This window comes from Shewanella bicestrii (assembly GCF_002216875.1).
Classification (GTDB): Bacteria; Pseudomonadota; Gammaproteobacteria; order Enterobacterales; family Shewanellaceae; genus Shewanella; species Shewanella seohaensis.
In genome coordinates, this window is sequence record NZ_CP022358.1 from 4,716,202 (window position 1) to 4,728,734 (window position 12,533).

The 12,533-nt window shown below is 48.0% G+C and carries 12 protein-coding genes; 6 read left to right on the forward strand and 6 right to left on the reverse strand.

Going from position 1 to position 12,533, the window contains the following annotated elements; all coding sequences use genetic code 11:
* The first annotated feature begins 13 nt into the window (after window positions 1-13).
* The 3 genes from moaA to mutM all read left to right on the forward strand — a co-directional run bounded on the left by moaA (window position 14) and on the right by mutM (window position 2,374).
* The gene (moaA, locus tag CF168_RS20615; protein ID WP_089068846.1) at window positions 14-997 is read left to right on the forward strand and encodes a GTP 3',8-cyclase MoaA; all 984 of its coding nucleotides are present in this window, start codon (window positions 14-16) and stop codon (window positions 995-997) included.
* 81 nt (window positions 998-1,078) lie between these two features.
* Complete coding sequence (locus CF168_RS20620) at window positions 1,079-1,534, forward strand: hypothetical protein (protein WP_089068847.1); 456 nt, start codon at window positions 1,079-1,081, stop codon at window positions 1,532-1,534.
* 24 nt (window positions 1,535-1,558) lie between these two features.
* On the forward strand, window positions 1,559-2,374 hold the full coding sequence (mutM, locus tag CF168_RS20625) for a bifunctional DNA-formamidopyrimidine glycosylase/DNA-(apurinic or apyrimidinic site) lyase (RefSeq protein WP_011624602.1): 816 nt from the start codon (window positions 1,559-1,561) through the stop codon (window positions 2,372-2,374).
* 61 nt (window positions 2,375-2,435) lie between these two features.
* On the opposite strand, the gene CF168_RS20630 is transcribed toward mutM, so the two are convergent.
* From CF168_RS20630 to CF168_RS20640, 3 genes are read right to left on the reverse strand one after another with little or no spacing between them, the layout of a single operon-like run.
* Window positions 2,436-4,160, reverse strand: a complete 1,725-nt coding sequence (locus CF168_RS20630; protein ID WP_089068848.1) for an ArnT family glycosyltransferase — start codon at window positions 4,158-4,160, stop codon at window positions 2,436-2,438.
* 13 nt (window positions 4,161-4,173) lie between these two features.
* Window positions 4,174-4,833: a TVP38/TMEM64 family protein gene (locus CF168_RS20635; RefSeq protein ID WP_055648187.1), complete on the reverse strand. Its 660-nt coding sequence runs from the start codon at window positions 4,831-4,833 to the stop codon at window positions 4,174-4,176.
* A gap of 1 nt (window position 4,834) precedes the next feature.
* A complete protein-coding gene (locus tag CF168_RS20640; protein ID WP_011624605.1) occupies window positions 4,835-5,566 on the reverse strand; it encodes a glycosyltransferase family 2 protein in 732 nt (243 codons plus the stop codon).
* A gap of 233 nt (window positions 5,567-5,799) precedes the next feature.
* On the opposite strand from CF168_RS20640, the gene CF168_RS20645 reads away from it, so the two are divergent.
* Together CF168_RS20645 and CF168_RS20650 are read left to right on the forward strand one after the other, a co-directional pair.
* Window positions 5,800-6,963, forward strand: coding sequence for a nucleotide sugar dehydrogenase (locus CF168_RS20645; RefSeq protein WP_037428384.1), 1,164 nt, complete (start codon window positions 5,800-5,802; stop codon window positions 6,961-6,963).
* Window positions 6,964-6,987: 24 nt separating this feature from the next.
* Complete coding sequence (locus tag CF168_RS20650; RefSeq protein ID WP_089068849.1) at window positions 6,988-7,995, forward strand: NAD-dependent epimerase; 1,008 nt, start codon at window positions 6,988-6,990, stop codon at window positions 7,993-7,995.
* A gap of 58 nt (window positions 7,996-8,053) precedes the next feature.
* Here the strand turns inward: CF168_RS20650 and CF168_RS20655 are convergent, their stop codons facing one another.
* Both CF168_RS20655 and coaD read right to left on the reverse strand, forming a co-directional pair.
* The gene (locus CF168_RS20655) at window positions 8,054-9,526 is read right to left on the reverse strand and encodes a capsule assembly Wzi family protein (protein WP_037428323.1); all 1,473 of its coding nucleotides are present in this window, start codon (window positions 9,524-9,526) and stop codon (window positions 8,054-8,056) included.
* 66 nt (window positions 9,527-9,592) lie between these two features.
* On the reverse strand, window positions 9,593-10,084 hold the full coding sequence (gene coaD, locus CF168_RS20660) for a pantetheine-phosphate adenylyltransferase (RefSeq protein WP_011718800.1): 492 nt from the start codon (window positions 10,082-10,084) through the stop codon (window positions 9,593-9,595).
* Window positions 10,085-10,360: 276 nt separating this feature from the next.
* Between coaD and CF168_RS20665 the strand changes: the two genes are divergently transcribed.
* The gene (locus tag CF168_RS20665) at window positions 10,361-11,431 is read left to right on the forward strand and encodes a glycosyltransferase (RefSeq protein WP_089068850.1); all 1,071 of its coding nucleotides are present in this window, start codon (window positions 10,361-10,363) and stop codon (window positions 11,429-11,431) included.
* A 62-nt stretch (window positions 11,432-11,493) separates the two neighbouring features.
* Here the strand turns inward: CF168_RS20665 and CF168_RS20670 are convergent, their stop codons facing one another.
* Window positions 11,494-12,519: a glycosyltransferase family 9 protein gene (locus CF168_RS20670; protein ID WP_089068851.1), complete on the reverse strand. Its 1,026-nt coding sequence runs from the start codon at window positions 12,517-12,519 to the stop codon at window positions 11,494-11,496.
* Window positions 12,520-12,533 lie beyond the last annotated feature (14 nt).

A 12,533-nucleotide genomic window follows, 5' to 3' on the forward strand; every position in this document is an offset into this window, starting at 1 on the left:
CCACTGAGTCCCTATGAGCCAACTCGTGGATGCCTTTGGCCGTCAGGTCGAATATTTACGACTCTCAGTGACGGATCGCTGCGACTTCCGTTGTGTCTACTGCATGACGGAAGATCCCTGCTTCTTGCCCAAGGAGCATGTACTGCATCTCGAAGAGTTGGCTTGGATTGCCCAAGCCTTTACTGAACTGGGGGTGACGAAAATTCGCCTAACTGGCGGCGAGCCCTTGGTGCGTAGCGATTGCGATCAACTGGTGCACTTACTGGGCAAACTCCCAGGGCTCAAAGATTTATCGATGACCACCAATGGTTCCAGGCTCAGTAAGTTTGCCAAACCTATGTTTGATGCGGGACTTAAGCGCTTAAACATCAGCCTAGATACCCTTAACCCCGAGCTCTTTACCCAACTGACGCGCAACGGCAAATTAGCACGTGTGATCGAAGGGATTGATGCGGCCATCGCCGCAGGTTTTGAGCGCATTAAAATCAATGCGGTGATCCTTAAGCAGCAAAATGACCATGAAGTGATTGATCTGGTTAATTTTTGCCGTGACCGAAACCTAGATATCGCCTTTATTGAAGAAATGCCGCTGGGTGAAATGGACGAGCGTAAAGACGCGCGTCATTGTAGCAGTGATGAAGTTAAGACCATGATTAGCGAGCATTATCCCCTACAGCTTTCTAATAAACGCACTGGCGGCCCCGCGCGTTACTACACCATGGCGGATAGTCCGATTCACATCGGGTTTATCTCACCCCATAGCCACAACTTTTGCCACGAATGTAATAGGGTGCGCGTAACCGTAGAAGGGCAATTGTTGCTCTGCCTAGGTAATGAACACTCCATTGATTTAAAAAGCATTGTGCGAGAATATCCCGGGGACATTGAGCGCCTTAAAACCGCGATTCTCCAAGGCATTAAGCTCAAACCTAAGCAGCATGTTTTCGATAATAACGGCGTGCAAATCCTGCGCTTTATGAATAGCACTGGCGGTTAACCCCTTCGTCATAGGGCTAGCATCTCTATTTTGCCGTGATACACTCAAGGCATCAGTCCCCTTTTTTGTGTCACTCTTGCCATGGCGCTTACTCGTAAACAGTGGAATAACATCATTATTCTTGCCTGCATTTTTATCATTGCGGTGCTGACGTTTATGGACAAGAAAACCCATAATGTGCCGAGTGATGCCCAACTATTATTTGATGACAATGCCCCGCTGGCACAGTTGCAGCTAGATGGTGTGTGGCTACATAAACAAGCCTCGGGTTGGGAGTGCGATCCGCTGGTGCTCAACTGCACGCAATGGGTCAAGGCTTGGCAAGGCCTAAGAGTCTCGCCCCTCAGCGATACACCACAACCCACGGGCAAGCCGCAGGAACTGGTGATCCAAATTGCCGAGATCCGCCAATCGCAACGTTGGATTTATTTCCCCGAGGACGGTGTACTCAAGTCACCCGCTGGCAACTGGTACTTAGTGCCCCCCAGCCTAAGAGCAGATTTACAGCCAATCCTCGATGCCAAATCCACCAGCTAATCTATTACCTAAAAGAACTCAATCATGCCGGAATTACCAGAAGTCGAAGTCACCCGTCAGGGCATAGCCCCACATCTTGTCGAACAAACCGTGGTTGACCTCGTAATCCGTAACGCCTCACTTCGTTGGCCCGTTCCCGAACTTGCCAAACAGATCATCGGCCAAACCATACGCCAAGTGCGCCGCCGCGCTAAATATCTGTTAATCGATACCGATGCTGGCACCAGCATAGTGCATTTGGGAATGTCGGGCAGCTTGCGGATCCTGCCCCATGACACGCCAGTAGAGAAGCACGACCATATCGATCTCGTTCTCGCCAATGGCCGTATTCTGCGCTTTAACGATCCAAGACGTTTCGGCGCCTGGTTATGGTGCCAATTGCCTGAGGAAGCCCATCCACTGCTGGAAAAACTCGGGCCAGAACCACTGACCGATGCTTTTAACGTCAATCAGTTAGCGGCCGCGCTGGCAGGTAAGAAGAAGGCCATCAAACTCTGCCTGATGGATAACCATATTGTGGTGGGTGTGGGAAATATTTACGCCAACGAAGCTCTGTTTGCCGCCGGAATACACCCCGAGGCAGAAGCAGGCAAGATAGATATTGAACGCTTAACGGTACTGGTTGCCGAGGTCAAACAAATCCTCGCCCACGCCATTAAGCAGGGCGGCACCACGCTTAAGGACTTCACCAATGCCGAGGGTAAACCCGGCTATTTCGCACAAAAGCTGCATGTTTACGGCCGCGGTGGCGAAACCTGTACTCAGTGCGGCAATCTACTCAGCGAAATTCGCCTGGGTCAACGCACCACAGTATTTTGCGGCATCTGCCAGACGCGTTAATCTCGCCCATAAAAATGCCTGCAATTGCAGGCATTTTTAGCTTCTTCGATATGGTGTTTGATTACTCTTTTAACCAACGGCCTGGATGGTCGGTAAAGTAACGGTACTCACGCTCTGGCGCTTGGCACTGAGGCTTAAGCTCTGCAGCGGATAACAAAATCCACTCGTCACGGTGGGCAATCCCCATGCTCTTACCGCCTTTGATATCGAAACAACTCAGCTCGGCACCGCTAGGCACTAACACATAACGCTGTTTATTCTCCTGCATCCATTGCCACGCGTTACGCTCTTGCTCTTCTAGCGGCGCGAGGTAACTAAAGTGCGTTACACTCATGGGCGAGAACAGGATAAATTGCTCTTTAAAGTTTACTAGGCCAAGTTCGGCATCCTCACCTATCACCTCGGCGGTGTGTAACATCAGGCTTCTGGGGGTGCGCATCTCATCGAGCATAGCGTAACCCCAAGTGCTCACCAGCACCCAGCCCAAGGCGGAAACCAGCCCCACCTTCACCAATGCAAACTGACGACGCGCCTGCCACAGCAAGGCAAACCAAAGCACCCCGAGCAAAATAAACAAGTAACCAATGCCAGTTAGATCATCGGTATAGTCCGCCAACGCTTTGACGAGCGCAGGATGATGGATAAGCGCCAGCACACCTGCCACTAACACGAGCGCGCCTAAGAACCACAGCACACCAGTGACCAGTTTTTCAAACCAAGCTTTTGGCGAAACGCCCGTTAATATCGCCGATGCCGCGAGGGCCAACATAGGTAATGCTGGCAGAATATACACGTTGCGCTTACCCGGACTAATACTGAAAAACAGCACCACGAGTCCGACCCAAATCAGCAGAATCGCAATGGTGGGGTCGGCCTTTACCTTTTGCACCCACTGTTTCCAATAGGCAACCACCAGCAACGAAATCGGGAACCACATCCAAGGGATCACGCTCAGCACGAAGAAGTACCATGGCTTGATATGGTGCCAAGCATTAACGTAGCGCTCACCCGTTTGCTTAAACAAAATATTATTTTGATAGGCCACCATCTCAGGAGTACCATGGGCTTGAACCGTCATCACCATGGGCACTAGCCAACAGGCAATCACGGCCAGCATGGCCAAAGGCCCCGCGAGGCAAAGCCAAGTTAAACGGCCCTCAAAACGGGTCTTATCTTTGAAGGCGTAAATCCCAATCGGAATGAGCAACAATAGGGGCAAGAAACCAACTCCCTTAGTGATCACCCCTAGCCCCATAAACGCCCAGCCAATAAAATACCAATGCCACTTAGGCCCAAGCATAAAATGCCTGATTAATCCGTAACATCCCACGGTTATCCAGCACATCACCATGGCATCTATCTGGGCATTTTTCGCCTGCATCAAAAACTGCGGCACGATAAGGAGCAACAGTGCAGCGTTGCGGCCAACCCGCACATTCCACAATCTGGCGCCCAGATCATAGACTAGGAATACCGTCAGCAAGCCACAGAGGGCATTGGGAAGTAAGAAGGAGAGTTTTAACGAGCCTGTGAGTTGATAAAACAGGGCGATGGCCCACATAAACACTGGCGGCTTATCGGGATAATATTCCCCACCCCGGGTAGGAAATAACCATTGACCCGAGGCAACCATCTCCCGCGCGACCTCTACAAACCGTGGTTCGTCGGCCGGCCAAGGTGAACGAAAACCTATGCCAACCAGTAAGATCAGCAAGCTCATCAACAGCAGCGGCCAGAGTACTTGGTAATAATCTTCGCTATTGAAACGACGATTCAATGCATCCATTCCTAATCCCTATTTAGTTTTCCAATTCATCCACCTGCTTACGCAGGCTAGAACGGTAAAGGTAAGCGCCGATAAGACTCGAGATAATAAACAGCCCGATACTGATCCCCAGTTGGTTATGATCAGACAAGCCAATGCCCGCGCCCGCAAAGCTAAAGATCAGCATCTGCGGCAAATAACCCAGCACGCTGCCAAACATAAATCCCCCTGCGGGGATGTGTGTCGCCCCCGCAAACAGATTCGTCAGCAGATTGCTCCCCACAGGCAACAGACGGATCATTAAGACTTTTAACCAAGTCCGATGAAGGATCAGCGCCTCAAACTTTTGTAAACGATTGCCAAAACGTCGTTGCAGACTGCTTCGAATGGTTAATCTCGCGGTGTAAAACGCCAGCACACAACCCAGCAATGCCGCTAAGGTGGAAAATAGACCGCCATAGATACCGCCGAGGGCAAAGCCAAATACAAAGGCGATCACCTGCCTCGGCCCTCCGACAGCGGTAAACAAGGCGCCCACCATCAGCAATACCGCCAGCGCATAGACCCCTTGGGCGGCAATAAAGTGCGCCACCCAATTACTATCGGTCACATGTTCGAATAACCCTTGCTGGGCCGCAAACATTAACACCAGCAAAATAAAGACGATAAAAATCGCCTTATAGAGTCGCTTCATCTTAATCGTGCCAGCTGGTTTCGCTACGGGCGACCTTAGCGATTTTCGCCCTGCGACCGAGCCACATGACGCCCATGATGTCGACAATCCCGACCCAGACCCGATTCCAAGCGGTATATTTAGACACGCCTACTTGGCGATCCCTATGATTAACCACAGAAATAAACACTTCGCCACCCATGCGGCGCACCAGTGCTGGGATATATCTGTGCATATGGTCGAAGTAAGGCATACGCAAGAAGGTTTCACGGGGGAAGAGTTTTAGGCCACATCCGGTATCGGGTACGCCATCGTGTAACAGTGCATCACGCACTTTATTGGCAAAGCGGGACTGGAAGCGCTTCCACGCCGTGTCTTTGCGGTTTTTGCGATAGCCTGCAATACAAAAGTGTTCGGCATGAATTTGCGGCAATTGGGCCAACATGGCGGGAATATCCGCAGGGTCGTTTTGCCCGTCGGCATCTAAGGTGACGATGTATTTACCGCGGGCATGTAAAACGCCAGTGGAAATAGCGGTACTTTGGCCCGTACTGCGCTCGTGACGAATGGCTTTGGCATCGCATTGCATCACCTCAGCAGTGTGCATCACCTCACCAAAAGTGTCGTCCTGACTACCGTCGTCAACGACAAGTATTTCAAACTCAGTCAACCCTTGCAGGGCTTGGCATATCTCTTTCATTAATGGGCCAATATTGCCCACTTCATCTTTGGCGGGGATCACGACTGAAATCACGTTAAGGCTCCAAGCTTAATAACCATGAGTACGGTAACATAGGATTGTGGCAAACAAAAATCTGCATTGATAGGATGTTATGAATTAAACGGAACGCGAGCCCAGCATTGTATACGGGTGAAAATCGAGAAAAGAGCACTTAATTTGGAACTGTGGATCTCATTGAAATGACGTATTCTATCTCAGCAGAAAATGCTAGTTTGAGAAACAAAATGCCAAACTGTATAAAACCTATGAACATAGTGGTAGTTGGAATGGGCTATGTTGGCCTATCGAACGCGGTTTTACTCGCCCAGCAAAACCATGTAGTAGCGATTGATTTGATGCCCGAGCGCATCGCGTTAGTTAATGCGCGTAAACCAACGGTCGCCGACAGTCTGATTGAAGAATACCTGCAGCATAAAGCCTTAAATCTCAGTGCCACGAGCGACAAAAGCGTCGTTAAAGAAGCCGATTTTGTCATCATAGCCACTCCTACGGATTACGACCCACAAACCAACTACTTTAATACTCAGTCGGTCGAACGGGTGGCGAAGGAAGTGCTCGCCCTGAATCCTGACACCACCATTGTCATCAAATCGACTGTGCCAGTGGGTTTTACCGAAGGGCTGAGAAGTAAACTCAACAGTGACAATATCTTATTTTCGCCTGAGTTTTTGCGCGAAGGTAAGGCGCTTTACGATAACCTGCACCCCTCGCGGATCATAGTGGGTGAACGTTCCGAGCGCGCCCAAGCCTTTGCCGATCTGCTTGCTCGCGCCGCCATTAAGCAAGATATTCCGATTTTACTCACAGACAGCACTGAGGCCGAGGCGATTAAGTTGTTTGCCAACACTTTTTTAGCTATGCGCGTCGCCTACTTTAATGAGTTGGACACCTATGCGGAGAGTCGAGGGCTCAACACCCGTCAGATTATCGAAGGCGTATGCTTAGATCCGCGCATCGGCGATTACTATAACAATCCGTCCTTCGGTTATGGCGGTTACTGCCTGCCCAAGGACACTAAGCAATTGCTGGCCAACTATAACGATGTGCCTAACAATCTCATCAGCGCCATTGTAGATTCCAACACGACCCGCAAAGATTTTATCGCCAACGCGATTATCAGTAAGCAACCGAAGCGAGTGGGGATCTATCGCTTAATCATGAAATCCGACTCAGACAACTTCCGCGCCTCGGCGGTACAAGGTGTGATGAAACGCATTAAGGCAAAGGGCATCGAAGTCGTGGTCTATGAGCCAGTACTCAAGGAAGACGAGTTTTTTAACTCGAAGGTGATCCGCGATTTACACGAATTTAAAGCCATGTGCGATGTGATTATTTCTAACCGTATGGCCAATGAACTCGAAGATGTCGCCGCTAAGGTGTACACCCGGGATCTGTTCCATCACGACTAAGCGTCCAAAATATAAAGGTTTACTATGAAATACTTAGTCACAGGCGCCGCCGGATTTATCGGCGCTAAAGTCAGTGAGCGCCTCTGCGCACAGGGCCATGAGGTTGTCGGTATCGATAACCTCAATGACTATTATGATGTTGGGCTAAAGCTAGCCCGACTTGCACCGCTCGAGGCCTTATGCAATTTCCGTTTTATCAAACTGGACTTAGCAGACAGAGACGGCATAGCAGCATTGTTTGCAGAACAAGGTTTTCAACGAGTTATTCATCTCGCCGCACAGGCTGGGGTGCGCTACTCCCTCGATAATCCCCTCGCCTATGCAGATAGCAATTTAGTTGGGCATCTCACGATTTTAGAGGGCTGTCGCCACCATAAGATTGAGCATCTAGTCTATGCCTCTTCATCCTCTGTGTATGGTTTGAATCAAAAGATGCCATTTTCGACCGAGGACAGTGTCGATCATCCGATATCCCTGTATGCAGCGACCAAGAAAGCCAACGAGTTAATGTCGCACACTTACTCACATCTCTATCAGTTACCCACCACAGGCTTGCGCTTTTTTACCGTGTATGGCCCCTGGGGACGACCGGATATGGCCTTGTTTAAATTCACAAAAGCCATTCTCGCAGGCGACTCTATCGATGTGTATAACCATGGCGATCTCAGCCGTGATTTCACCTATATCGACGATATCGTTGAGGGCATCATCAGGGTACAAGACAAACCTCCTCGCCCCACACCGGACTGGCGTGTAGAAACTGGTACACCTGCTAATAGCAGCGCACCCTATCGCGTATTCAACATAGGCAATGGCAGCCCTGTGCAATTGCTGGATTTTATTACCGCACTCGAAAGTGCACTCGGCATTGAGGCTAACAAACAATTCTTACCCATGCAGCCCGGTGATGTGCATTCCACTTGGGCCGATACCGAAGACCTGTTCAAGGCGGTGGGTTATAAACCCCAAGTGGATATCAATACCGGGGTGGGCAGATTTGTCGAGTGGTACCGCACGTTTTATGCGAAGTAAGCTCTCTGAGAAAACAAAAAGGCCTGTTGATTAGCAGGCCTTTTTGTTGGATTAGCGCTTAAAAACGGTATTCAAAACTGCTGAAGAAAGTCGCATTAGTATCGTTTTCTTGTACATCAAATTCCGATCTCGATACTGTACCGCCCAGACTCCACATGCCCTTCCACACCGGCATACGGTAAGAAAGTTCCAGCATCAGTAAGTCTTCCTTCGGTGGCTGTGGCGCCCATGTGGTCGCCACGTTGATGCCGTCTTTATTCAACTTGGCATAACGCAGGAGCGAGGTAAAACCGCGGCTGTTATGGAACTGACCAACCAAACCAAACACAAAGACTTGGGCATCGCTATCATAGGTCGAACCTAAGGCTCTGCCGTAGTAACGCGCTCCACTGAGGTAAACAGGATCTTCATAGAAGCAGTTAGGCTTGCCATCACACTCGACAAAGGTATCCGAGTATTCCATGAATAGCTTGAACTGCTTACCCGATGTGCCGAAATGGGTATCTATCCCCCAAAGTGAGCCGCAATCGCTGCCGTTTTCACAGCTATGCTCAAGGTACAAACCAACGGGAATATCCTGCCAAGTGTCGGCATAACGTAAATCGATACTCTGGGTTCTATGGCCCGCATCACGGCGTTGATCGGCCAAGCAAGAATCCGAACCGTCGATGCACACCGCATTGCTTGCCACCGAGTCCCACCAAGAATCGAAGTCGCAATTCTGCCCTTCACCACAAAATAGTGTTGACCAAGATAAGCCTATTTCTAGCTGCTGAAGGGGTTTGGCGGTGAAACGCATATCCCATTCAGCCATTTTAGGCACGGCACGCTCTTTTTCAGCCATGCTAAAACCGGTCTTGAAGGTCCAAGGCCCAATCCAAGATAACCATGGCGTTTCGAAGGCGGCGGCATTATTACGGCTGAGCGACAGTGACTGCATAGGGCGCGCATTGTTAGAGCGATGCAATGCCGAGTCAAATCCCGGCCCCCACCATTGCTCAACCGTACCTAAGGTTGCAATCCAGTTACCCATGATTACAGCAAAATAAGACTCATCGAGACGGAAGTTTTTGTTATCTTGCGGATCGTAGGTCTCAGCAACTGTGGTTTTATAGGCCACACGTGAGCCTAAGTATTCGTATGAGGCTTTAGCCTCACCCTTTTCACGGTAGTCGGAGCCATAATGCTGGAAGCGAGCGGGATCGGTCGCCCCCGAGAGTTTAACCCTAGCATTGCCGCGATTATCGACGGCATTTTGATAGTAAAAGTTAACTCGGGCAAAGGCTTGCACTAATCGGGGAGACAATAGCTCGGGTTCGACTTTCGCTAAGTCGCCACCAATACCAGACCACATCAAGGGAAAGGTATTCACTGGCACACGGATCACGCCCGCATCGGCCAGTGCTTGAATATCGGCTCTTAAATAAATGTCCGAGGCATCCACCCAAGGGGCGGCAGCAACGGAAGCAGAAAACAGTAAACCAGATGCAACGCTAGCAGCGAGGATAGTGGGGGTCAAAAAAGCCTTCATAACATCCTTTTCATTATCATCGCGAGGCCTGATGCCTCAAAGGTTTTATGGAAATACTCAGCCTTATCAGGCTTTTGCGAGGTTAAGCTTGGCGGTCAACGCGCTTGCCACCTCAGGGTGTACAAATTGACTCACATCGCCGCCATGCAGCGCGACTTCCTTCACTAAGGTGGAAGAAATAAAAGAGTTTTCTTCAGCCGGTGTTAAAAACACGCTCTCAAGATCAGGGCTTAATCTGCGATTCATGTTGGCCAATTGGAATTCATACTCAAAGTCGGAAACCGCACGCAAACCACGCACCAGCACGCTCGCACGCTGTTCCTTGGCAAAATCCACCAGCAGGCCCGAAAAACCAACCACTTCCACATTATCCAAATGGGCTGTGACGCGGTTTACCAACTCAACGCGCTCCTCGAGAGTAAACCTTGGCTGCTTAGATGGATTGGCCGCAATGCCAATAATCACATGCTTAAACAACTTAGCCGCACGCTCAATCAAATCGGCATGACCATTGGTAATGGGATCGAAAGTCCCAGGATAAATCGCTCTTGTATGCACTTTGCTGACTCAACTCAGATAGATACCCAAAAATCATTGCCGCCAGTCTACTCGTTTTAGCCACTTGAGTGAATCATCCCGATAAAAACCGCTGAAAATCCCGTTAAAAATTGAAATACTGGCAAGAATTCCTCGGATTAAGCCCATGTAAAGGCATGAACTGATATAATGCCGACTCGCTATATATTGGCTTAAGTAGGCAGCGGCTTTTCGTCCAACCTCGATGGATTGAAACCACACCACAACCGATTAAGTCCACGTAATCAGAGCACTTATATGAAAAAAATCGCCATTTTTTGCCATAACTTTTTCTCTAACGGTACAGTAAAAGTCGCCTTATCTCAGGCCGAAGTGCTGCAAGAAGCCGGGCAAGATGTTCACCTCTTTGTGTTCCATAAAGAGGGGGATTTTATGCCACCAGAAAATGTGACGATTCATTACCTGTATGACGCCGGTCAAAAGCCAAGCCTACAGGAGCAAAGACAACGCCTGCAGGCCAAGGTGGCCGAAGCGGAACAATCGGGTAAGTTCTCGCTATTCTTAAGTAACTCGACCGATTGCGATGTCGTTGTTTCCGGCTGCGATTTCGATCCTTGCTATTACTTTTGCCACTGCGCCCTTAAGCAAGAACTCTTGATGGAATTAAAGCGTGGTCCAGTGCATTTCTGGCGTCGCTGGAAAAAGGCCAAGGCACTGATTGGTAAAAAGATCATCACGGTTTCCAATGGGATTGCCGATGAGCTCAGAGCCACTTCTTGGCTGAAGCCACAAAGCGTTCAGACCATCTACAATCCCTTTCGATTGGAAGAAATCCGCAAGAAGACTCAGGAAGAAATTGCCGAGCTCCCAAGTGAGCCTTATATGATCCATGTCGGCCGCGTGACACGGCAAAAACGCCACGACATTTTATTTAAGGCACTCAGGGATATGCCAACGGCCCCTAAGCTTGTCCTGCTGTGCAACCGCCCCAAAAAGGCACGCAAACTCGCTAAGAAATACGGTGTCGAACACAGAATCATCACGCCAGGGTTTCAACACAATCCCTACGCTTGGATTGCCAAAGCCGAGTTGATGTTACTCAGCTCAGATTTTGAAGGCTTACCGACAGTAGTGATTGAGTCTTTAGCTTGTGGCACACCTGTCGTCAGTACCGATTGCCCACACGGGCCCAATGAAATTCTCACAGGGCATTTAGCCCAATATCTCGTCCCCGTTCGCCAACCCGCGCTGTTGGCACAAAAGGCACTAGAATGTTTGGCCTCACCACCCGCTTTAGACAATCTAGAAATATTAAAGGCCGTAGACAGCCAATATATTGCAGCTCAATATATTAACTTAACGGAATAAAATTTAGAAATGAGTACTCAATCTATTTAGAGTACTCATTTGGATAATTATTGCATAAAGAACTAAAAATTCCTTTTAATAGTAATTAGCTTATTTGCTATCTTTTCACCGGATGCATTCATGTTCAACACTGAATGACGTTTAGATCTTGGCAACCAGTTTGAAGTCTGTATATCTTGCTCCCTAAATAATGCAACTATAGGCTTATCAAAAGCACTTGATACATGCACAATAGAGGTGTCGACAGAAAGGACTATTGAAGATCTTCTAACAAAAGAGACTGAGTCCATAAAGTTTTCTATTGTTGGGAAATAGATATTCCCATCCAAACTCTTCCATTCATTTAAATTTTTGATATATGGAGGGATTAATATTAATATATTTTCAAAATTATCTTCCAAATGTGACAATATAACTCTTACTGCTTCTAATGACAACGTTCTCTTATAGGTTGAAGCAAACGGATTTACCACCAGATAATCAGATATCTTATGCTTAATTAAATAACCCTCAACTTTTGTTATAGACCTGTCACTTTCAAACAACTTATAGTTATCATTGATTGCAACAAAGCCATACGACTCCATCATCAAACTAAACATTCTAGGTTTTGATATTGAGGTTGTCCTAAGAATATCACGATTTATTACTGGTTTTGATATACAAGAATACTTATCCCAATACAGACCAATTGTTAATTTTGGTTTGAACAAAAAACCAATAATGGACCTATAGCTACGATTTAACTTACAAGGCTCAATTAATAAATCAATGCTACCAATTTCTCTGGACAACATTTTAGAATGACGATAATACTTCCATGATTGCTTTTTTGGAGGATACTTAATAGCAATGACTCTGGGATCACATTTTACCAAATCATAATCAACGCTCGAACATACAACATAAATCTTTGAAGCAGGCCATCTGTAAATCACAGCGTCAATAATTGGCGAGATTGAAATATAGTCACCAATCTGTAAGTTAGCATTAACGATTACATTTGGATTACATTTAATCTCATCAATTTTTGTAAATTCATTAGTGTATTTAGTAAAAAAATTAGAAAAAAATTCTTTGATATTCATTAAGATATTCCAAT

What these genes read in the sequence shown, in the direction of transcription:
- CF168_RS20645 (WP_037428384.1), top strand. Translation starts at nt 5,800, where the DNA reads ATGAACATAGTGGTAGTTGGAATGGGCTATGTTGGCCTATCGAACGCG.
- mutM (WP_011624602.1), top strand. Translation starts at nt 1,559, where the DNA reads ATGCCGGAATTACCAGAAGTCGAAGTCACCCGTCAGGGCATAGCCCCA.
- CF168_RS20630 (WP_089068848.1), bottom strand. Translation starts at nt 4,160, where the DNA reads ATGGATGCATTGAATCGTCGTTTCAATAGCGAAGATTATTACCAAGTA.
- moaA (WP_089068846.1), top strand. Translation starts at nt 14, where the DNA reads ATGAGCCAACTCGTGGATGCCTTTGGCCGTCAGGTCGAATATTTACGA.
- CF168_RS20650 (WP_089068849.1), top strand. Translation starts at nt 6,988, where the DNA reads ATGAAATACTTAGTCACAGGCGCCGCCGGATTTATCGGCGCTAAAGTC.
- CF168_RS20670 (WP_089068851.1), bottom strand. Translation starts at nt 12,519, where the DNA reads ATGAATATCAAAGAATTTTTTTCTAATTTTTTTACTAAATACACTAAT.
- CF168_RS20655 (WP_037428323.1), bottom strand. Translation starts at nt 9,526, where the DNA reads ATGAAGGCTTTTTTGACCCCCACTATCCTCGCTGCTAGCGTTGCATCT.
- CF168_RS20665 (WP_089068850.1), top strand. Translation starts at nt 10,361, where the DNA reads ATGAAAAAAATCGCCATTTTTTGCCATAACTTTTTCTCTAACGGTACA.
- CF168_RS20635 (WP_055648187.1), bottom strand. Translation starts at nt 4,833, where the DNA reads ATGAAGCGACTCTATAAGGCGATTTTTATCGTCTTTATTTTGCTGGTG.
- CF168_RS20620 (WP_089068847.1), top strand. Translation starts at nt 1,079, where the DNA reads ATGGCGCTTACTCGTAAACAGTGGAATAACATCATTATTCTTGCCTGC.